The 20,381-nt window shown below is 49.0% G+C and carries 18 protein-coding genes; 10 read left to right on the forward strand and 8 right to left on the reverse strand.

The window, feature by feature from the left end; all coding sequences use genetic code 11:
• Positions 1-36: 36 nt before the first annotated feature.
• The gene (locus ACQUQM_RS22545; RefSeq protein ID WP_432472112.1) at positions 37-717 is read left to right on the forward strand and encodes a phosphoglycolate phosphatase; all 681 of its coding nucleotides are present in this window, start codon (positions 37-39) and stop codon (positions 715-717) included.
• Positions 718-750: 33 nt separating this feature from the next.
• Here the strand turns inward: ACQUQM_RS22545 and nhaR are convergent, their stop codons facing one another.
• The gene (nhaR, locus tag ACQUQM_RS22550) at positions 751-1,671 is read right to left on the reverse strand and encodes a transcriptional activator NhaR (RefSeq protein ID WP_432472113.1); all 921 of its coding nucleotides are present in this window, start codon (positions 1,669-1,671) and stop codon (positions 751-753) included.
• A gap of 311 nt (positions 1,672-1,982) precedes the next feature.
• Between nhaR and nhaA the strand changes: the two genes are divergently transcribed.
• Entirely contained in the window at positions 1,983-3,170 is a 1,188-nt protein-coding gene (gene nhaA / locus ACQUQM_RS22555; RefSeq protein ID WP_432472114.1) for a Na+/H+ antiporter NhaA, read from the forward strand.
• 97 nt (positions 3,171-3,267) lie between these two features.
• On the opposite strand, the gene ACQUQM_RS22560 is transcribed toward nhaA, so the two are convergent.
• Positions 3,268-3,399, reverse strand: a complete 132-nt coding sequence (locus tag ACQUQM_RS22560) for a hypothetical protein (RefSeq protein WP_432472115.1) — start codon at positions 3,397-3,399, stop codon at positions 3,268-3,270.
• 35 nt (positions 3,400-3,434) lie between these two features.
• On the opposite strand from ACQUQM_RS22560, the gene trpE reads away from it, so the two are divergent.
• A complete protein-coding gene (gene trpE, locus ACQUQM_RS22565; protein ID WP_432472116.1) occupies positions 3,435-4,919 on the forward strand; it encodes an anthranilate synthase component I in 1,485 nt (494 codons plus the stop codon).
• Between the two features lie 546 nt (positions 4,920-5,465).
• On the opposite strand, the gene ACQUQM_RS22570 is transcribed toward trpE, so the two are convergent.
• Entirely contained in the window at positions 5,466-6,455 is a 990-nt protein-coding gene (locus tag ACQUQM_RS22570) for a diguanylate cyclase (RefSeq protein ID WP_432472117.1), read from the reverse strand.
• A gap of 513 nt (positions 6,456-6,968) precedes the next feature.
• On the opposite strand from ACQUQM_RS22570, the gene ACQUQM_RS22575 reads away from it, so the two are divergent.
• From ACQUQM_RS22575 to ACQUQM_RS22590, 4 genes are all read left to right on the forward strand, one after another.
• Positions 6,969-7,685 carry a putative Ig domain-containing protein gene (locus ACQUQM_RS22575; protein WP_432472118.1) on the forward strand — a complete coding sequence of 239 codons (717 nt, stop codon included), beginning with the start codon at positions 6,969-6,971 and terminating at the stop codon, positions 7,683-7,685.
• Between the two features lie 29 nt (positions 7,686-7,714).
• Positions 7,715-8,533, forward strand: coding sequence for an efflux RND transporter periplasmic adaptor subunit (locus tag ACQUQM_RS22580; protein ID WP_432472119.1), 819 nt, complete (start codon positions 7,715-7,717; stop codon positions 8,531-8,533).
• 57 nt (positions 8,534-8,590) lie between these two features.
• Positions 8,591-9,502, forward strand: coding sequence for an HlyD family efflux transporter periplasmic adaptor subunit (locus tag ACQUQM_RS22585; RefSeq protein ID WP_432472120.1), 912 nt, complete (start codon positions 8,591-8,593; stop codon positions 9,500-9,502).
• A 160-nt stretch (positions 9,503-9,662) separates the two neighbouring features.
• A complete protein-coding gene (locus ACQUQM_RS22590) occupies positions 9,663-10,655 on the forward strand; it encodes a CobW family GTP-binding protein (RefSeq protein WP_432472121.1) in 993 nt (330 codons plus the stop codon).
• A 143-nt stretch (positions 10,656-10,798) separates the two neighbouring features.
• Here ACQUQM_RS22590 and ACQUQM_RS22595 read toward each other — a convergent pair whose 3' ends face one another.
• On the reverse strand, positions 10,799-11,329 hold the full coding sequence (locus tag ACQUQM_RS22595; protein ID WP_432472122.1) for a MarR family winged helix-turn-helix transcriptional regulator: 531 nt from the start codon (positions 11,327-11,329) through the stop codon (positions 10,799-10,801).
• A gap of 159 nt (positions 11,330-11,488) precedes the next feature.
• On the opposite strand from ACQUQM_RS22595, the gene ACQUQM_RS22600 reads away from it, so the two are divergent.
• From ACQUQM_RS22600 to ACQUQM_RS22610, 3 genes are all read left to right on the forward strand, one after another.
• On the forward strand, positions 11,489-12,487 hold the full coding sequence (locus ACQUQM_RS22600) for an ABC transporter substrate-binding protein (protein ID WP_432474870.1): 999 nt from the start codon (positions 11,489-11,491) through the stop codon (positions 12,485-12,487).
• Between the two features lie 78 nt (positions 12,488-12,565).
• Complete coding sequence (locus ACQUQM_RS22605) at positions 12,566-13,465, forward strand: ABC transporter permease (RefSeq protein ID WP_432472123.1); 900 nt, start codon at positions 12,566-12,568, stop codon at positions 13,463-13,465.
• Positions 13,458-14,717 carry a quaternary amine ABC transporter ATP-binding protein gene (locus tag ACQUQM_RS22610; RefSeq protein WP_432472124.1) on the forward strand — a complete coding sequence of 420 codons (1,260 nt, stop codon included), beginning with the start codon at positions 13,458-13,460 and terminating at the stop codon, positions 14,715-14,717. The genes ACQUQM_RS22605 and ACQUQM_RS22610 overlap by 8 nt, the downstream gene beginning before the upstream one ends.
• Before the next feature lie 122 nt (positions 14,718-14,839).
• Here the strand turns inward: ACQUQM_RS22610 and ACQUQM_RS22615 are convergent, their stop codons facing one another.
• The 4 genes from ACQUQM_RS22615 to ACQUQM_RS22630 all read right to left on the reverse strand — a co-directional run bounded on the left by ACQUQM_RS22615 (position 14,840) and on the right by ACQUQM_RS22630 (position 19,919).
• Positions 14,840-15,676 (reverse strand): sulfotransferase, encoded by an 837-nt coding sequence (locus tag ACQUQM_RS22615; RefSeq protein WP_432472125.1) that lies wholly within the window; start codon positions 15,674-15,676, stop codon positions 14,840-14,842.
• Between the two features lie 618 nt (positions 15,677-16,294).
• Positions 16,295-17,044, reverse strand: a complete 750-nt coding sequence (locus ACQUQM_RS22620) for a sulfite exporter TauE/SafE family protein (protein WP_432472126.1) — start codon at positions 17,042-17,044, stop codon at positions 16,295-16,297.
• 404 nt (positions 17,045-17,448) lie between these two features.
• Positions 17,449-18,198 carry a DUF3726 domain-containing protein gene (locus ACQUQM_RS22625; protein ID WP_432472127.1) on the reverse strand — a complete coding sequence of 250 codons (750 nt, stop codon included), beginning with the start codon at positions 18,196-18,198 and terminating at the stop codon, positions 17,449-17,451.
• Between the two features lie 2 nt (positions 18,199-18,200).
• Entirely contained in the window at positions 18,201-19,919 is a 1,719-nt protein-coding gene (locus tag ACQUQM_RS22630) for a hypothetical protein (protein WP_432472128.1), read from the reverse strand.
• Positions 19,920-20,381 lie beyond the last annotated feature (462 nt).

The following is a 20,381-nucleotide window of genomic DNA, read 5'->3' on the forward strand; positions in this document are numbered from 1 at the left end:
TACTGGCTCAAATTCATAAGGGTTCAGATAGGCCTGATGAAGTCACTGTTTAAAGGCGAGATGCCGGGATTGGTGCTGTTCGATCTGGACGGCACCTTGCTGGATAGTGTGCCGGATCTTGCCCTGGCAACAGACCAGATGTTGCAGACTCTTGGACGACCTCCCGCAGGCGAAGAGCAAGTGCGCAGCTGGGTGGGCAATGGTGCGCCAATGCTGGTGAAACGTGCACTCAGTGGTCAGCAGGAACCTTCGCAAGCAGAGCTTGATCAGACATTGTTTGATCAGGCTTTTCCTCTGTTTCTGGATTTTTACGGCAATTGTTGTGCCGCCAAAAGTCAGCTATACGCCGGTGTACGGGAATTTCTGGATCAACTGGTCGCTGAGTCTGTGACGATGGGCTTAATTACTAATAAGCCGATCGGTTTTACCGAACCGTTACTGGAAGAGTTCCGGTTGCAGCAGTATTTCTCGATAGTTCTCGGCGGCGATAGTCTGGAGCAGAAAAAGCCAGATCCGTTACCCTTGCTTCATGCTATGCAGCAGTTGCAGATCAATCCTGAGCAAACACTGATGGTGGGTGACTCGCGCAGCGATATTCATGCGGCAAGGGCTGCAGGCTGCCCTGTTGTGGCGGTGAGTTACGGGTACAACCATGGCGAGCCGATCAGTGGCTATCAGCCGGATCTGATTGTGGATAACCTGCTTGAACTGATCTGAGCTATAGGCCGTTCCCGGATTCTTCTGTTTCGATTATTCAGCCTGTTGCTCTGCAGTTGCCGGTTCTTCAAACAGTGCCATTCGGGCAGCATTACAGACAGCCAGTACGCCTGGGTGACTGACCCTGCGCTCCAGAGAAATCGCGTAAAAACGTTCCCGGATATCATCCATCCGACCGATAACTTCGACACCGTATTGTTGGGTCATCTGCTGCTCAATAACGCTGGGCGCACAGAATATTCCTGCACCGGAAAGGCCGAAGGCTTCGATCAGTGCCGTATCGGCACATTCGACACGGATATCCGGGCGGATCTTATGACGATCAAACCAGCGGGCCAGTCCGGTGCCCCGTTCGGTCTCGGCAGATGGCATCAACATAGGAGCCCCTTCCAGGGACTGGGGAAAGTTATCCCGGTATTGTCCGGCATCTTTGGTGGTGGCGAAAAAACTAAGGCCACATTCGCCTAACAGATGGTTATAGGCCCTGACATGAAAGCTGCTGTCCAGTGGGCGGTCTGCCAGGACCAGGTCCACTTTTCGGGTGGCAAGGTCGGCCAGCAGGCTGGGCAAGGGGCCTTCGTGGCAGATCAGGCGGGTGGGGTCGGTCAGGCTGAGTGAAGGTTCCAGCAGGTGATAAGTGATCAGCTTTGGCAAAACGTCGGCGATACCGATATTAAAGCGTTGTACCTTGTAACGATTATCGCTACGAATTCCTTGCTGCAGCTCATCGCCCAGCAGGAAGATCTCCTGGGCATACCCCAGGGCGTGTTGCCCGGCTTTAGTCAGCTTCAGATTACGCCCCCGTTTTTTAAATAGAGGCGCTCCGAGCTCATCTTCCAACAGCTTTAGCTGACCGCTGATTGTCTGCGGGGTCAGGTGTAGTTTTTCGCTGGCACGGTTGATGCTGCCTTCCTGGGCAACCGTCATAAAGTAACGCAGATGTTTAAAGTTCAAAGTTAACACCTCGTAAAAATCTTACTGTTTTTCTGTAAAATACGAATTTTATTTAAAATTTATCTGACTATACTGGGACTCATTGCAGCTGTCATGCTTTTTAAAACAGAGCATTCGGGACCGCTACAAAGGTTGTAAAGTAAGGTTGTTAAGTAAGCTTGATAAATACGGTTATCAGGTAAGCTTGTTAAGAAAAGTTGTTAACGTAAGGTTGTAAGACTCTCCCAGTCTTTTTAAGTAAATGGACTCTCATCCAATATTCTCCCGGCTCCCAAGGCCGGGTTTTTTTTTGTCTGAAAATTGAGGCTGCGATGTTAAAGGAATTTATTAAACTCGAATCCGCCAGTGGCATCTTACTGATTGGCGCGATGGTGCTGGCGATGTCGCTGGCCAATTCTCCGCTGTCCGGCTTTTACTACGATTTTCAGCATCTGAATGCCGGCGTACGGATTGGTGATCTGGCTCTGGAAAAATCGCTGCTGCACTGGATCAACGATGGCCTGATGGCCGTTTTTTTTATGCTGGTGGGTTTGGAACTGAAGCGGGAGGTAATGGAAGGGCAGTTGTCCAACCTGTCCCAGGTTAGCTTGCCGGGTATTGCTGCAGTAGGCGGCATGGTGGTGCCGGCGCTGGTGTTCTACGTTGTAAATATGAATGGCCCGGAAGTTGATATGCGTGGTTGGGCGATTCCAACCGCAACCGATATAGCCTTTGCGCTTGGCATTCTTTCCTTGCTGGGGCCACGAGTCCCGCCATCGCTGAAGCTGTTTCTGATGGCGTTGGCGATTATGGACGATCTTGGGGCGATTATTGTTATCGCGTTGTTCTATACCGTGGATCTGTCTGTTACTTCATTGACCGTTGCCGGCCTGGCAATTGCGACGCTGGTGTTGATGAACCGTCTTGGTGTGGTGCGGATCGCAGCGTATATGCTGGTCGGTGCTGTACTCTGGATTAGCGTACTTAAATCCGGTGTCCACGCCACGCTGGCCGGGGTTATTCTGGCGCTGGCTATTCCTCTACATACCAAGAGCAAAGAAGAAACCCCATTAAAAGTGCTGGAGCATTCATTGCACCCCTGGGTTGCGTTTATGATCCTACCGCTGTTTGCTTTCGTTAATGCGGGAGTGGATCTCTCAGGTATATCGCTGGAGAAGTTATTTGCATCAGTGCCCCTGGGTATTCTGCTTGGCTTATTTGTCGGTAAGCAGTTAGGTGTATTCATCTTCTCCTGGGTCTGGATTAAGTTAGGCCTGGCCCGTAAGCCTGATCAGGCAGGCTGGTTGATGCTCTATGGCGTATCGGTGTTAACCGGAATAGGCTTTACCATGAGCTTGTTTATTAACTCTCTGGCCTATGAGGGGATGGGAGAACTATACGGTTCTGCCGACCGTCTGGCAGTGTTGCTGGGCTCTGTCGCATCTGCTGTGGTCGGTTATCTGATCTTACGTATAGCGATCAGAAACCGTCCGATAGCGGACAGCCTGCCAGAGGAGTAGAGGAGTTCTGGCATAGTTGATTCGTAAGCGCCGCTGCTATATTGTTAGCGGCAATTACTTAATTGATTTGATGGATCTGTCAGTGTCTCAAACGATGCTAATCCGGTGTTCCGGGATAACAAACAGCCCGCTTTACGTGGGCGAACGATGGCGATGGCGTAACTGAACCCTGCTTTGTCAGTACTGCGTCGTCATTTTTCCGATCGACGCCATTTACATCGTTATCCATAACACCTTCAAAGTGTTAAATATTGAGATCAGATCATGACTCCAGAACAATTTTCTGAGCTGGCCGCTCAAAACTATAATCGTATCCCTGTTATCCGCGAAGTGTTAGCCGATCTGGATACTCCGCTTTCCACCTATATGAAATTGGCGAATCAGCCGTACAGCTACTTGCTGGAATCAGTTGAGGGCGGTGAAAAGTGGGGCCGCTATTCGATCATCGGTCTGCCTTGTCGCACTGTATTGAAAGTCTTTGGCCATCGGATCCAGGTCGAAACTGACGGTGAGATTGTCGAGCAGGCCGAAGTCGCCGATCCTCTGGATTTTGTTGAGCAGTTCCAAACCCGTTACCGGGCACCGGACCTGCCGGATCTGCCACGTTTTAATGGCGGCCTGGTGGGCTACTTTGGCTATGACTGTGTGCGTTATGTCGAAAAAAGACTGGCCGATAGCGCGCCGGAAGATGTGATTGGCACGCCGGATATTCTGTTAATGGTATCCGATGAAGTTGTCGTGTTTGATAACCTCAGCGGCAAGCTGGTATTGATAAGTCATGCCGATCCGGATGAAGAAGATGCGTTGGATAAAGCGCATTTGAAACTGGATGAGCTGGTTAGTCGCCTGCGTTTTTCTATCCCCCATCATGGAACGCCAGCCGGACAACGTCGTGAAGTGGACGAGGCTGAGTTTAAATCCAGCTTTGGCGAACAGCAGTTTAAAGACTCTGTGGATAAGATTAAGGATTACATCCTGTCCGGCGATGTCATGCAGACTGTTATTTCACAGCGCATGTCGATTCCATTCCACAGCAGTCCGCTGGACCTGTATCGGGCACTGCGCTGCCTGAATCCGTCACCTTATATGTACGTACTGCACCTGGATGACCATCATGTTGTTGGCTCCTCGCCGGAGATTCTGGCGCGGGTAGAAGATGGCGTAGTCAGTGTGCGACCTATTGCCGGAACCCGCCGCCGTGGCATGACTGAAGAGGAAGATCTGGCGCTGGAAAAAGAGTTGCTGGCGGACCCCAAAGAGATCGCCGAGCATCTGATGCTGATCGACCTTGGGCGTAATGATGTGGGTCGCGTTGCCGAAATCGGTAAAGTCGAACTGACCGCAAAAATGGCAGTAGAACGCTACTCCCATGTGATGCATATCGTGTCGAACGTTAATGGTCAGTTGAAGCCCGATGTCTCTGCTATGGATGTACTGCGTGCGACACTGCCTGCAGGCACCCTGAGTGGTGCACCGAAAGTGCGGGCGATGGAAATCATCGATGAGATGGAGCCGGTCAAGCGGGGCGTCTATGGTGGCGCCGTCGGCTACCTGTCCTGGAACGGTAATATGGATACTGCGATCGCAATCCGTACCGCGGTAATTAAAGATAATGTACTGCATATTCAGGCCGGTGCGGGCGTAGTCGCCGATTCTATTCCGCGTCTGGAATGGAAAGAAACTATGAACAAGGGGCGTGCGATTTTCAAAGCCGTCGATATGGTTGAGCAGGGGCTGGATAACCTCTGATCTTTAACCGTAGTTTTTCTTTTTTAAGCCCCGATCATGGGGCTTTTTTTGGTTCATTCTCAGATCGCGTGGAAGTTACGATAAAAACGACGAAATGGGTTGTGGTGAAGTTGCCAAACAATAATCATAACCAAGTCATCGTTTATGCTTCAGGGTTGTACCCTCAGTGATAAACCTAAAACCTTGCACCACCGAGACACCTAGATAAAACCTTTTCTTTGATTAATCTCTTTTCTGTATTCTCTGTGGTAAATACGCTCTTATCAAGAACCAATTTCCAAGCCTTTACGCCGCAGAGAGTACTTAGTACTTAATTCATGAAGATTAGGCCTGCGTTCTCTGGTAATTGACGATTAACCTTTTTTAGAACAAGCGTTTGATTGTCCTCGAAGTGAGGTGTCAGGTAGTATAAGAAATCCCTGAAGTTGATTACTGTGGATATAAGGCTGCCTGTGCAAGATTCAATAGCGGTTGTCGTTGTTTCTTTTGTCGGATTGGAGAATTAGTAGAAACAAAGCGTTTTAAAGGGGTTATCGATTCAATATTTTAAACGGGGTAACAAAGCTCTCTAATCAACTCAGTCGAAGCATTACCAGTTCCAATATTATTTGAACTCATCACCTCAAGGATTGCTGTACTATCGGCATAGAAGGTGCAGTTTCGGCCATTCTCTTTCGCTTTATATAGAGCCATATCAGCGTTTTTAATGGAATCCCTAATATCACTTCTTTTACAAAGTACGGCGATACCAAAAGACGCTGTTACTCCTAAAGATTTGCCATCCACATCAACAGTAGAGTTAGCCAGTTTTTCGCGAATTCTTTCAACTGATTGCTGAGCACCTAGCAGGTTCATGTCTGGCAACACAAAAAGGAACTCTTCTCCACCAAATCGCGCAACAGTATCATGGCGTCGGATACTCTCATGAAATACTGATGCTGAGTGTTCAAGAACTAAGTCACCTACAGCGTGACCGTGCGTGTCGTTGAATAGTTTAAATTTATCAATGTCAGCCAAAGCGATAAAACAATTTGAATCCACTGATCGTTGCATGCGGTGCTTCTCATTAGAGAGAACAGTGTCCACTGTGCGCCGATTCATTAATTTAGTGGTTGTATCAAACTGATGCTTATTAATTACGGAGAACTCAAAGATCATCAGAACCAAGTCAAAAAACTTTTTCTGAATATCCAGAAAATTTTTGTAAAGTTCGATGTCTACATCACCTTGACCTTTTAACTGATTCATTAATTTACGAGCAGTATCATGTAGTTGGACATGCAATTGATCAACTTTAAGGAATGATCCATGGTGAAAAATGGGATCAGTAAGAAAACGGTTCATCAACTTACCGAAGCGACAGTGCTTATGGGCGTCTTCAGCAATAAAAGCATTGGTATTGATGGGCTCACGACTGACAATGGCAACACTTATTACTTGCATCCACTTGCGATGTTCAGCAAGAGATTGCTTGATACTATCTGCAAGCTGCTCAAATTCATGCTGATCAATTCGTTCTAATAGATCTTCTAACATCACGATATACCCAAACAACATAAAGATACTTCAGTAACAATTTAACACTTCTGATATATATAAAATTGTTGGGTATCAACTTCAGTCACCATTTTGTCATATATTAGCGACACTAGATCTGGAGCCTCGCTGGGAGTGAAGAGTTTATACATTGGGTGAAAGAAGTCATTAGTCAAATATGTTCGAGTGAATTCTGATGTTCGATTCTGTTAAGGGTTATCTGATGCCAGCCAACGGTTACACACTTCGTCATCTCATTCTGGGGGGGGGGGGGGGAGGGGGGATCGGATAGGCTTCGAGGGAGGCAACTGCGTGGTTCGAAGATCTAGTTAGCGGCTGCTGTTGGTCAATGGGGATAAAGGCACCAGCCGTTTGTAACGCCAGCAACAGGAGCCACATTTGTATTAATGGGGTCTATTCTATTGTATTTTCTCCTAAGACCTTTAGTTTCTCGATATGCTGTCGTTATATTTGGTTATGTTAAGTTGAATAAATTTTTTTGAGTAAGTGAAAATGGAAGAACAACGAATTAACGGAATGCCTGATCAGAGAAATGAAATAGGAGATGCTGTTCATATTGAATGCTCAGTTTTTTTTGAAATAAATGGAGAGATGAATCAAAGCTACAGTGCAACAGGATTACCGGAAGGTGTTCGCATTGATCCAATTACAGGTGTAATTCTAGGTGTGTGTAAAGCGCCCAATTCTGGCGATTTTTCACATCAGCAGGCCTGTTCAGTTATAGCTGAGGGAGAATGTGGGGACTTATTGATCGACTTCTTTAGTTGGCATCTGGCTAATCCTGAAAGTGTTCGCGGTAGATCCATTCCTGATCAAGTACACAATATATCTGATAATGTAGAGATCAGTACTGCTGGGTATTTTACTTCCATTGGGGAGCTTTGTTTTTGTGCTGAAGGTCTGCCTGACGGATTGGATATAGATCAACAAACAGGAGATATTTCAGGTAGCTGGCATGAAAATGTCTGCTTAAAAAGTCCATATTTTGTATCAATCACCGCTAAAGATAGCGCTGGCGGGGAAGAAACAGACTATTTTGAATGGCATGTTTGTGATCTTTCCTCAAGTCTTGAGCCATTCTGTGACGGTCAAATAGTTACCGAAGATACTAGTTCTAATGATGAAGTGTGTATAGTACCGTCCTCTGATGATCAGCCACTGCAGCCTGTCATCATGGACATGCCCTCTACTCTAAAAAAAAAAGGGTGATAGGTGCACCGTCTGAATTATTGGCTGGCATGAAGTCAAGAAAAAAACTCTTTTTCATCTGTTTATTGTCTTTTTTGATTATGTTTGTCGTTCCAATACGGGAGTCAATTGTTGTCCCGGGGCGGTTAATACCTGAAAGTCAGGTTCTGGTTCGTTCTGGAATGACGGGAGCTGTGGATAAAGTTATCGTCAGCCTTGGGGAAAAGGTACTAAAAGGTGATTTGTTATTTACCCTGGATAGCTCTGAGCTAGAACAAAAACTTAAACTTGCTCTATTTAGCTTAGAGGCAGCAAAAGAGGCATATGATAAATCGGCAAGAAAACTGTTGTCCTCTAAGAATGAGAGTAATCAGATTTCGGTTGCTCTGTCTCAGGCAGCAGTTGCAACGAAACAGGCTGAAGTTGCGTATCTTCGTAATCAACTTGAGTTGACTTCCATTTATGCTCCGGAGTCCGGGGAAATTTTTTATGATCTTGATACGGAATTGCTCGGGCGTTCAGTCAATGCTGGTCAACGGCTAGCAGTGGTGGCAACTGGGGATAATGCTGACGTAGAAGCATGGATTCCATCAGGATATCTAGTTGAATTTCCTGAGTTTGTGGATGCAACTTTCAGAAGTGGGCAGAAACCTCTTATTGAAGCTGAAATATTTTATATTTCACACTCACCCGTGGTATTGCCGGATGGCAGTGTTGCTTACCGGATGAGAGCAAAAGTTAAGAACGAGCAGAATGGTGTAACCTTTGGCGCTAGGGGAGAGGTTGAAGTTAAAGGAAATTATGTACCTATTAGCCTCTTGCTTTTGCGTGGTCCCTTAGATGCCATCAGAAAAATTATCGGCTTATAAAAAGTAGATTTAGTATTGTTAGATATTTTCTGAGTGTTTGATGAGGATGTTGAATTTATGGAAAGTAAAGATTCAAAATCAAACCCTGTTTTCTCTGGGTATTCATCTATTTGGATTATCTGTTTTTTCCTGTTAATTATTGCCGGCTTCCTGCCGCTTAACTTCCGCGTCGGTGCTCAGGCGGTGCTGGAACCGGTGAACTCTTTTGCCCTGTATGCGCCTGCGCCAGCGCAGCTGGTGGCGCCGTTGCCGCCGTCCGGAACACAATTAGCTGCTGGAGAGCTGTTGCTGGAAATGCAGTCGCCGGTACTGGATCAGCGTGAACTACTGACTATCGCCGAGCTGACCACCGTCGCCTGGCAGCGTCAGGCGGCGGCACTGGATATACAGATGCGACCGCAGTTGCCACTGATTGAGAAACAGCTGGCAGAGGTTAACTCTAAGCTTAAAGGCATCCATCAGGAGCAGAAACTGCTCAGGCCGGTGGCGCCTTTCAGAGGGCAGTTGGTGGATCCGATGCCGGATCTTCGGCCCGGTGACTGGGTACAGAAGGATGCTCAGATTGCGACCCTGATCGACCCATCCAGCTGGCAGGTGGAAACCTTTCTCAAAGAGGGTGATATTTCGCGAATTAAGCTGGGGGATAGCGGCCGCTTCTTCACTGAAACGCCGGGTTCGGATCCGCTACGCCTGACGGTGACCAATATCGACCGCGACACCAGCCGGGTGTTAACTGAGCCGATGCTGGCATCGGTCAATGGTGGTTCGATTCCGGTTCGTCCGCAGAAGGAAACCCTGATCCCCGAACAAGCGTTGTACCGGGTGACTTTGCAGGTCGACAAATTGCCAGAGCAGGGCTTTGGCCAGGTAGAACGAGGTCAGGTGCTTATCAGCGGTGAGGCGGAGAGTATCTTAGGCTATTACCTGACCACCGCGTTGGCGGTACTGATCAGGGAGTCTTCCTGGTAAAAAGCTATTGTGCTTTTTCGTGTATCAGGGCGAAGCAGTGATTGTTAAACAGTGTTTTCCCTTTATAGGGTAAAACTGTTTCATCGGAAAAGGCTTGATTGTTATAATGTAACAATCAAGCCTTTTTTATTTATCATTACTAGCTAAGAAGTCGTCGCTGATGCCTATCCTGAAATCGATCCCCACTAACATCATCACCGGCTTTCTCGGCGTTGGTAAAACCACTGCTATTCAATATCTGCTGGCGAATAAGCCGGAGAACGAACGTTGGGCCGTGCTGGTCAATGAGTTCGGCGAGATCGGCATCGATGCCGCCCTGATGAACAGCGACGATTCGGACCAGGTGTTCCTGCGTGAGGTACCAGGCGGTTGCATGTGTTGTGCTGCCGGTTTACCGATGCAGATCGCATTGAATCAGCTGATCCAGCGGGCAAAGCCCGATCGCCTGTTAATTGAACCGACAGGCCTGGGTCACCCGCGGGAAGTGCTTTCCGTACTGCACGGCGAACACTACCGGGGAGTACTTGATCTTCGCGCAACCCTGACTCTGGTGGATGCCCGCAAGATCAGCGACAGTCGCTATACCGACCACGATACCTTTAATCAGCAGTTGCAGGTAGCGGATATCCTGATCGCCCATAAACAGGATCGTTATGCCGAGGCTGATCTGCTGCAGCTATCGGCTTATCTTGAAACACAGGGTTTAGAGAACACGCCGTTGTATCCCGTCACTCAGGGGCAGCTGGAGCGCGAGTGGCTGGACAGTGTTATGAATGTCACTGGAGTTGAGGCACCTGCAAAGCATCACCACTTTGAAGATTCTTTGGTAATTGACGATGAGATACCAGCTTGTGGCTATCTGCGCCGGGATAACCGGGGTGAAGGCTTCCATAGCAGCGGCTGGATCTTCGAGCCGGACTTCGAGTTTGATTTTAACGGCTTGGAGAACCTGCTTTACGGACTCGCTGCAGAACGCCTGAAAGCGGTGTTTATAACAACTGAAGGGGTGTTCGCCTTTAACCTGGCCGATGGTGTACTGAGTATGCAGGAGCTGGATGAAACGATGGACAGCCGGATCGAAGTGATCGGTTCCGATCCGGCACAGTGGGCAGAGTTGGAAAACCAGTTGCTGGCAATTTCAGAACGGCTTTAATTGTTATCTTTTTGCTGGCTTTGTAACGCTTAGCTGCGAATCTTGCAATGGTGCTGCGATATCTAACAATGGCGCGGCATCAAGAACCTCCGCATCCATCATGCTGGCGATATGCTGCAGCGATGACAGGATCTGGGCCAGTATTAGCCAGCTGTTTTCTCACTTTTAGCCGATCCGGTAACGTTGGCTTGTGAATCTTGTAATGGTGCTGCGATATCCAGTAGTGGCGCGGCATCGAGACCCTCCGCATCCATCATGCTGGCGATATGCTGCAGCGATGACAGAATCTGAGTCTGCTCCCAGCTTTCCAGATTATCTAATTGTTCAATAAAGGCCTCATGCAGCAGTGGTGGGGCACTGGCCAGTACTTCCTCGCCTTCCGGCGTCAGGCGGGCATTGACTATTCTCCGGTCACTGGCGCAGCGTACCCGTTCGACCAGTAATCGAACTTCAAGACGGTTCAAAATAGTCGTCACTGTCGCCTGACTCAGCGAAACCTCATCCGATAACCTTTTTACCGTGACATCACCCAGGGTCTTAATCGAGCGCAGCACCATCACCTGCGGGATGGTCAGGCCGCATTCCTTAGAAATACGTTTAGACTGCAAATCAGTTGCCCTAATAATCCGTCGCAGGGAGATAAGTATTTCTTGCCAGTATGGTGTGTTATTCATATTTAATATCAGTTAGTTACTTCGGCAGTGAACAATACATAACTAATTAATAATTAGTGCTGTAATAGTTTGAACTCTAAATATTAGAGTTGTAATATGATTTGATCAATTATTAAAAAATAAAATTTTCTGAGAAGGACTGGAGAGAATATGAAACGAATGGCTAAGACCGCTCTACTGGCAGCGGCACCGTTTATTCTGGCGAGCTCTTTTACGCAGGCCGCTGATGATTGCGGCACCGTGACCATTGCTGATATGAACTGGAGCTCGGCAACGCTGATCGCCAATGTGGATCGCTTTATTCTTGAACATGGTTATGGCTGTGCGGCAGAACTTGTTCCTGGCGATACTATGCCTACCGGTACTTCGATGATCGAGAAGAATGAACCGGATATTGCGCCTGAAATGTGGAGTAACTCCATGAAGGATGCGCTGGATAAAGGTGTTGCTGAGAAGCGTCTGCGCTATGCCGGTAACTCTCTGTCCGACGGTGGAGAGGAGGGCTTCTGGGTACCGGAGTTTCTGGTGAAGAAGTATCCTGAGCTGGCAACCATCGAAGGCATAAAGAAACACGCTGCACTGTTTAAACACCCTGAAGATCCAGATCGTTTTGCTTTCTACGGCTGCCCTGCTGGCTGGAACTGCCAGATCTCAGCGGGCAACCTGTTTACCGCTATGAAACTGGAAGACTCCGGTTTTGAAATGATCGATCCTGGTTCAGGTGCTGGTCTGTCAGGCTCTATCGCTAAGGCATTTGCCCGTGAGGAAGCCTGGTTTGGTTACTACTGGGCGCCGACTGCGGTACTGGGTAAGTACAAAATGGTGAAAGTTGATTTTGGTTCAGGTGTCGATGAAGATGAGTTTGTTAACTGCACAACTGCTGAAGACTGTGCTGAACCGAAAGTGACTATGTATCCGCCATCGCCGGTACAAACAGTGACGACGGAAGCCTTTGCCTCTAAGTCTCCGGCAGCGTACGACTATGTGGCTAACCGTTCTTTTACTAACTCCCAGATGAATAGCTTGCTGGCCTGGATGGAAGATAACCAGGCTGATGGCGAAGTCGCTGCTGAATATTTCCTGGCGGAACATGAAGCAACCTGGAGCCAGTGGGTTTCAGAAGATGTTGCAGCGAAAGTAAAGAAAGCGCTGCAGTAAGGTGATTTAAAGTCGTACTGATTAACTGCCCGGTTACCGATGGTGATCGGGCAGTGTTGTTTTTGAAAGAGGTGTTATATGGCTGATTCATCCTGGTGGAGCAAAGTGCCTCAGCTGGACCGTGCCGAACTGACCAGCATTCGTAAAACGCTGGATTCCGCTTACCGTGATTTTTCCCGCGAATATGGCGAAGTGATCGAGTCTCTGTTCGATCCGCTGCTGTCTTTTCTTGTATGGTTTGAAAAATTGTTGCTGGCGACGCCCTGGTGGCTGGTTATTATCGTGGTGGCAGGCCTGGCTTATATGGCCAGCCGTTCCTGGAAACTGGTTGTCGGGGTGATTATCTCCTTCTTCCTGATCGGTTATTTCGGGATGTGGGATAACACCATGCGGACCATGAGTATTATTCTGGTGTGCACCCTGATGGCAATCATAATTGGCATACCGATAGGTATTGCCATGGCCCGTTCCGATAAGGTGCAAGCGGTTATCACGCCGCTACTCGATGTGATGCAGACGATGCCCGCTTTTGTCTATCTGATACCGGTGGTTATGTTATTGGGTATCGGCAAGATACCGGGTGTTATCGCGGTAATTATCTATGCTATACCACCGGTTATTCGCCTGACAAACCTGGGTATCCGGCTGGTGGATAAGGAAGTTATGGAAGCCGCTACCGCCTATGGCGCCAGTTCAATGCAGCGCTTAATGGGCGTGCAGATGCCGCTGGCGATGCCGACTATTATGGCCGGTATCAACCAGACCATTATGATGGCGCTGTCGATGGTGGTAATCGCCTCGATGATTGGTGTTAAGGGACTGGGTCAGCCGGTACTGAAATCGATCACAAACCAGTACTTTACTTTGGGTCTGTTCAACGGCTTAGCCATTGTTGCCCTGGCTATTATTTTCGACCGGGTATCCCAGGCGTATGCTAAACGGGCCCAGCGTCACATGGGAGGCTTGGATAATGGCTGAGGTAAATAACACGCCGCAGGCGCTGATCCGTATCGAAGGATTGTACAAACTGTTTGGTAACGATCCTAAAAAACATATGCCGCTGGTACACCAGGGTAAAAGCAAAGACGATATTCTGGCGGCCACAGGCCATACTCTGGGCCTGAAAGATATCAACCTGACCATCAATAAGGGCGAAATCTTCGTGATTATGGGCCTGTCCGGCTCCGGTAAGTCCACCCTGATTCGTCACTTCAATCGTCTGATTGACCCTACTGAGGGGGTGATCGAAATTGAAGGCACCGACGTAATGCAGTTGGGTAAGAATGATCTGCAGGATTTCCGCCGGCATAAGATGTCAATGGTATTCCAGCGCTTCGGCCTGCTGCCTCATAAATCGGTGGTTGATAACGTCGCTTATGGCCTGTCTATTCAGGGTGTGAGTAAAAGCGAAAGCAAGGCCAAAGCTAAAGAGTGGTTGGAAACAGTTGGTCTGGCTGGCTACGAAGAGCAGTATCCGGCACAGCTGTCCGGTGGCCAGCAACAGCGGGTTGGTCTGGCCCGTGCGTTGTGTACCGATGCCGAAATTCTGCTGATGGACGAAGCTTTCTCCGCACTTGACCCTCTGATCCGCTCCGAGATGCAGGATCAGCTGATCGAACTGCAGGAAAAACTGCACAAGACCATCATCTTTATCACCCACGATCTGGATGAAGCGCTACGCATCGGTGATCGCATCGCGATTCTCAAAGATGGCGAGATGGTACAGCAGGGCGAGCCGGAAGATATCCTGCTCAACCCGGCCACCGACTATGTCGAAGCCTTTGTCCGCGACGTAAACCGCGCCCGCGCACTGACCGTAGAAACGGTAATGAAAGATCCGGCCTACCGGATCACCGCCGACACCATCGAAGAAGCCCTGAAACAGATGAAAGGCTTCAAAGAGGACTACGGCTACTACGTCAACGATGATGGCTATCAGGGTGTAGTCACAGAGGAAGCGCTGGAAGAAGCCTATGCTGAAGATCAGGCCGCCGAGATGACAGCAGAGTGCTGCGAAGAGCTTGATGCTATCTCTCAGGACGCGGTGCTGGAAACAGTTATTCCCGATACCCTGGGCTCCGACTATTCGCTGCCTGTGGTCGACGATGACGGTAATCTGACGGGACGACTCACCAGAAGTACGCTTGCTGAAGTGCTGGGGAATGAATCCTCCGATGATTCAGAAGAAGCTGATAAAAAGGCAGATTCTGAGGGGAAGAACGCTGCGTAGCAGCTGCCAGAACGTCGCTTCGCAACTCGCTAGTGGCTAGACGGAAAACACGTTTTCCTTGCTAGAAAAAGCATATAAAAACCGCCTTCGGGCGGTTTTTATTTTATCGAGGGCTCTATTTGCTATTGCGTGCGATTAGAAATAGCGTCTTCTAATGACTGAATCTCGGGGAAAAATTGAGCAAGAAGGTCACCACAGTGCTCTTGTACCTTGCCTTCAAGGTATTCTTGATCGACTTGATCAAGCAAATTGAATCTTTCTTTGGCTTTATAAGCGTGGGATTTTTCTTTTCGAATACTACTGATAGATATGCCTGCAAACCCGGCAATTTCCTCAGAGTGTCCGGTTATCTTGTCAGTTCGAATGATCAGTAACCGATCTTCTGGGACTGTATCGATCACAGTGCGATTATGATGTGCCCAGTATGAAAGATAGCCATCGAGTGTATAGAGTCCTTTTTTCTTTAACAATAGTTCTCCCGGTTGGTGAGTATATATGTCAGGTCGGAACCTTAGATCGCGCAGTTTCATCCATTTTTCGGAGCCTCCGCGAGCGAGCTGATGATTTACGAAAGAATCAAGCCATGAGTATGGATTACGGATAGTTAAAATGAATTTCGCATCAGGGAATAATTCTACGAGTTTACGGAGGAGGAAAAAGTTTAACTGTGAGGAATCGATGTCGAGCGACAATCTTCGATCACGCTTTAACAAGTAAGCGCCAAGTTCAGCATCGCTAATGTGCCCAGCTGCTTTAGCTAAGATCATGTTTATTACTTTGTCGCTTTCAGGTTCATGATCAGAGTGCAGCTCATCACCAAACAATGCTTCTATCGAGTGTGTTCCTGATTTAGCCGTTCCTATGCAATAGATATGACTTTTGCGGGTGCTCTTTACTAAATGAAATAAGAATGTGGATCTTAACGCTTTGTTCAGCTTTCTTGTAATTCGCGGCAGCATTATAGTCTGTTTCCGGCAGGTGCTATGTAACAGTTAGATCGTGTACGTGCATGCTTTGATGCGCAGTGATAACTTTGGCAAAGACGAGATATCAATCTGAAACAACGGTGATTTCTGAAGCACGCAGTCTGCATTTTACCTGAAAATACTCTGCCGGACACTAGTATCGGGATGGGTTGTCCAAAAGTACCCTTGTGAAGATTATGGGAATGAATCCTCCGATGATTCAGAAGAAGCTGATAAAAAGGCAGATTCTGAGGGGAAGAACGCTGCGTAGCCCGCGAAGCGGGAGTTGCTAGAACGGAGCCTTCGGCTCCTGCTAGTAGCTAGACGGAAAACAAGTTTTCCTTGCTAGAAAAAGCATTTTAAAACCGCCTTAGGGCGGTTTTTTTGTGGGTTTTTCTATGCAGTCTGTAGGCTGGGGAGAGTGCAACGATGCCCAACATAATGTTTTGACTCAGGATTGTTGGGCATCGCTCCGCTCCGACCAACCTGCAAAAGCTGTCTACTGCCACATATATAGAAGGTTTTTTCTAGCAAGCGGCGTAGCCGCGTTCTAGCTAGCTGAGCTTGCTCAGCGGTCTGGCGAGTCACGCAGCGACGTTCTGGCAACTTAGGCTAAGCCCCAAGCCAACCGCCTATGCCCTTATAGATAACCACAATTGCAGAAACTGCGGAAACGATTAAAAGAACCGGCTTAGCGCTGTCAGCTCTGATCTTTCCCTCCAGCCGTTTTGCCAGCCAGAATCCGATGATTACGCCGGGCAACATCTTCAGGCTGAGCATTGCGGTGTCGATGTCGACATTACCTTGCTGGATTAACATCAGAATCGAGAAGGGCGTACCTATGAGGAAGAAGGCGGCGAGTTCGTTACGGATGGTGATCCGGTTTTGTTCCTGATACACCAGTGCCATCGGCGGGCCGCCGACGGAGGTGGCGGTGCCGATTAAGCCGGAGAAGAAGCCGGCAATTATCAGGTTTAGTTTGGTGGTCTGGACTTTGAACACTTTCCAGCTCAGCAACACTGCTAACAGCAGCGTGACTCCAAATAGCAGGCTCAGACTCCAGGCTGGAATTGATATCAGTAACAGGGCGCCCAGCCAGGCACCGGGCAGCCGGGCAATAATGGCCGGCGCGATTCTGCGCCAGCTCAGTTCGCCCTGGCTTCTCAACATCACTGACCTGAGGACCACCAGTACCGACAGGCTAAAGCCCAGAATCAGGATCGGACCCGGCACGTATTCCGGGTTAATCAGGAACAGCAACGGTGCTGCGACCAGACCAAAGCCAATACCAAACCAGCTCTGCAGCATAATACCGCAAGTCACTATTAACAGAGCAATTAGCTCTGGAAAGGTGTAAATCATCGTGTCCGTATAAAAAAGAGTGGCTAGAACGCGGCTTCGCTGCTTGCTAGACGTCGCTTCGCGACTTGCTAGTAGCTAGAAAAAGCCTGGAGCATACCCCGCAGCTCAAAATGACACTAGCAGAAATTCAGGCTACAACGTTTATTGTTATGAATACTACTGTGTGAATAAAGAAAACCATCTAGCTACTAGCAAGGGAACGTAGTTCCCGTCTAGCAAGTCGCGTAGCGACGTCTGGCCGTATTGAACTGAGAAGGTTTAATCTACTGCATTCGTGTTTGTAAAAAAAGACCCGCACGCCGATTGGTGCAAACCGGAGTACGGGTCGTTTGTATCAAGCAAAACGGGGGGGAGCCCGCATTACCTAATCTGTTACAGCAACGCTGCGTAAGCTCAGTTGCTGATCAGCGACCACCGGCTCCCTGCCGTGAACGCTCACTGTTCTCGACCAGAATACCTTCACCGATCTTGTTGATCTTAGCCCACAGCGCTGCATCGATATCGATACCGAAATCGACGCTGTGTTCCTTGTTCAGCTCAACCTGTTTGGCACTGACATAACGTGCATTACGATTACCTTTGGAGCGCTGCAGGGACGAAGTCAGATCGACCCGGGAGCTGCAGATAATGGTCAGCGCCTGCTTGTCTTTTTCATTGGAAGACAGGTTGGTGGTGGCCTCACTGTAGCTCGGGTAGCGCTCGCCGGCCTTGATCGCCGCAGTATGCTCGGTGACGGTCTGGCTACCGTTCTGCCAGTAGGCTGCAACGCTGATACCACGACGGCCACAATCGGTCAGGGCCTTGAGGATAAACATCCGGTTATGGCAGTTATGCACAGTCACCGTTGCGATGCCATTTTCCAGCGCCTTGGCGTGGGCGAGGTCAACGGAGGCGGCGATGCAGTTAAGTGCGCTGCGGCCGTTACTGTCGATAATCGCAGATGTGCTGTCTTCATAGATAACGGTGCTCAGTGGCTTGGCTTTGTCTTCGTTGATGAAGGGTAGCGCCCGTTGCAGTTCATTAAGGCCGTTGAGACCATGTTTTTCCAGCCACAGAATCATGTTGGCGGCATCTTCATAATTGCCGACAAAATATCCGGTTGCCTCGAAGCAGCGACGCAGTGCAGCTTTCAGTTCGATCATTGATACATGCATTGCTATTCTCCTTGCTCTTGAGGGGCCAGTGGCATAAACCAGTCGTCGTTAAATGTCTTACCAATATCTTCCAGCAGCGGTGCGCCCTGGAACATAGTGTTACGAACCCACAGCTTGGAGCGTGGATCAAACTTACCGACACCGAAGAATGCCAGCTTGGCACGCAACAGGTGCATCGGCAGGATCTCGCGGTCCAGAAGATTGGCCTGAATATCGCCGTAGATGCAGCGATTCATGCTCTGGATCCGGCGTACGATGCCGCGCAATTTTGGTTGTGCAACCATAAAACGGGCGGTGGTATGTTGCGGATTTTCGGCAACATATTCACTCAGCTGGTCGTAGCATTTGCGTACAGCGTAAGCGACGCCAAGGGCCATCTGCTTCTCTTTGCCGTCCTCTTCTTTAGTGTCACCCAGACGGGGTTCCATCTTTTCTTCCGAGCGGTACCAGAAGATATCTTTGGCACCCTCTACAGCGAAATCAAAGCTCAGTGCCCACTGGTAACGCTCTTCGATAACCTGCTTGAGTTGCTGTACCGGCATCACCGGATCGAGATCGAGATACTCTTCTGCTGCATGGTAATCTTCAAGGTCATCGACCAGTTCCGGATACAGTTCCAGCATTACTGAAACCAGCATCTCCTGGCCCTGCAGGGAGCAGTTTTTCTCGCTCCATTGCAGCAGTTCATCCCAGCTGCTGAAGTCGGTCGCAGTCTGTTGTTTGATCGCGGCCAGATCTTTCAGCACCTGCTGGTTATTAGCGGTTTGCCACTCATCTTCGGTGACGGTCTGCTCGGTGTGAATAGCGCAACGGTCGAGCAGTTCAGGCAATTGTTGCAGTACCGGGCGGTTGATATTGCCCAGTACCCGAATCCGGGCCAGCGCCAGCTCACGCATCTCAACCCACTGGTTGATCAACAATGGATGGTTGATCAGGTAAGGCGCCATTCCCAGACCGGTGGAGTTGCCGATACCGAAGAAGCGCTTAATTTCAGGCTGCATCGGATTGTAAGTCTCCGGTGCACGGTATTGTGCGATATGTTCAGTCTGCAGCAGGCTGAAGTTACGCAGCATCAGGCAGACAAACATTTCGGCGGCAAATGGACGGGCGAAATCAGCGTGACGGGTGGATACTTTCTCCCAGTCAGCCATACCCAGTTTACCGCTGCCGTATACGGCGGTGGTGCGGTACAGGTAACCGACTTTAGCGATCTGTGCGACATCAGGTTGTTCACCTTTAGCCAGCTGATCGACTACATAATCAAAGTTGCGTGCGCTGCGGTTGGCTCGGGATAGTACAAACACCCGTGCATCGACCCGGCCTGCTTCCTGTAACGGAACATTCTGGCGCAGTTTTTCCAGGTAGATATCGTCAACCTGACCGTCAACCAGGGCCATGGTCAGGTCCCACTTGGTTGCGATAACCCGATCGTTACGCTCGTCCGGAGACAGGTAATCGGAGAACAGAACGAAGCTGTACAGCTTGTTTGGCGTGGTGATCTCATAGATCACGGTGCCGTAGCCCTGTTCATCCAGTTCAAAGCGGGCTGGCTCAATCTGCCAGCGTTCACGCATGATGCGACGTACCAGAGTCCGCATGAAGCTGAGTCGGCTCTGGTGAATTGCGCCCAGACGTTCCAGGTCCATGACCTGGTTGATCGGCCGCAGCGGCAGTGCGTTGTCGCCGCGCAGGGCAGCGTTTATGGCAGCTGGCGTGGTCATTATTTTTATCCTCGTTAAATAGCTACTCGAGACTGTCTGAAAGCTGTTGCGCTTTCACTCAGTCCCTACACATCTGATTTTTTGTTTACAGCATAGATGCGTTCGAAACCGGGTAATTCCTGCTGACTCTGCTGGTTCCGTTTGTAATCGTTATAGGCAGAGCCGGTTACACGGAAAGGAAATAGCTACTGCTTCAGTATGGATCAGATCTGTCGGATACCATAACGACCTTCCTGTGTGTCACTTATCATGGGGTAAAAAGAGGATGCCGCACAAATCAGAAGGTTATATCGCTTAATAAGAGAAACTTATCAAAAGCAGTGAAAGTATTATTTTTTCTATGCATTCAGGGTGGTTAGAATCCGGGTCGCAGCCCGGATTTTTTATTGGCAGGCTTAATTCAGGCGGATTGCTTTTCTCCAGAATGAATTTACCAGTACCTGTGCCGTCAGTGACTTGTTA

The sequence above is a fragment of the Amphritea sp. HPY genome (assembly GCF_050870985.1).
Classification (GTDB): Bacteria; Pseudomonadota; Gammaproteobacteria; order Pseudomonadales; family Balneatricaceae; genus Amphritea.

Coding starts and splice junctions, on each gene's coding strand:
- ACQUQM_RS22600 (WP_432474870.1), top strand. CDS start 11,489: ATGGCTAAGACCGCTCTACTGGCAGCGGCACCGTTTATTCTGGCGAGC.
- ACQUQM_RS22615 (WP_432472125.1), bottom strand. CDS start 15,676: ATGCTGCCGCGAATTACAAGAAAGCTGAACAAAGCGTTAAGATCCACA.
- trpE (WP_432472116.1), top strand. CDS start 3,435: ATGACTCCAGAACAATTTTCTGAGCTGGCCGCTCAAAACTATAATCGT.
- ACQUQM_RS22580 (WP_432472119.1), top strand. CDS start 7,715: ATGAAGTCAAGAAAAAAACTCTTTTTCATCTGTTTATTGTCTTTTTTG.
- ACQUQM_RS22570 (WP_432472117.1), bottom strand. CDS start 6,455: ATGTTAGAAGATCTATTAGAACGAATTGATCAGCATGAATTTGAGCAG.
- nhaA (WP_432472114.1), top strand. CDS start 1,983: ATGTTAAAGGAATTTATTAAACTCGAATCCGCCAGTGGCATCTTACTG.
- ACQUQM_RS22630 (WP_432472128.1), bottom strand. CDS start 19,919: ATGACCACGCCAGCTGCCATAAACGCTGCCCTGCGCGGCGACAACGCA.
- ACQUQM_RS22560 (WP_432472115.1), bottom strand. CDS start 3,399: ATGGATAACGATGTAAATGGCGTCGATCGGAAAAATGACGACGCAGTA.
- ACQUQM_RS22620 (WP_432472126.1), bottom strand. CDS start 17,044: ATGATTTACACCTTTCCAGAGCTAATTGCTCTGTTAATAGTGACTTGC.
- ACQUQM_RS22595 (WP_432472122.1), bottom strand. CDS start 11,329: ATGAATAACACACCATACTGGCAAGAAATACTTATCTCCCTGCGACGG.
- ACQUQM_RS22610 (WP_432472124.1), top strand. CDS start 13,458: ATGGCTGAGGTAAATAACACGCCGCAGGCGCTGATCCGTATCGAAGGA.
- ACQUQM_RS22585 (WP_432472120.1), top strand. CDS start 8,591: ATGGAAAGTAAAGATTCAAAATCAAACCCTGTTTTCTCTGGGTATTCA.
- ACQUQM_RS22545 (WP_432472112.1), top strand. CDS start 37: ATGAAGTCACTGTTTAAAGGCGAGATGCCGGGATTGGTGCTGTTCGAT.
- ACQUQM_RS22625 (WP_432472127.1), bottom strand. CDS start 18,198: ATGCATGTATCAATGATCGAACTGAAAGCTGCACTGCGTCGCTGCTTC.
- ACQUQM_RS22590 (WP_432472121.1), top strand. CDS start 9,663: ATGCCTATCCTGAAATCGATCCCCACTAACATCATCACCGGCTTTCTC.
- ACQUQM_RS22605 (WP_432472123.1), top strand. CDS start 12,566: ATGGCTGATTCATCCTGGTGGAGCAAAGTGCCTCAGCTGGACCGTGCC.
- ACQUQM_RS22575 (WP_432472118.1), top strand. CDS start 6,969: ATGGAAGAACAACGAATTAACGGAATGCCTGATCAGAGAAATGAAATA.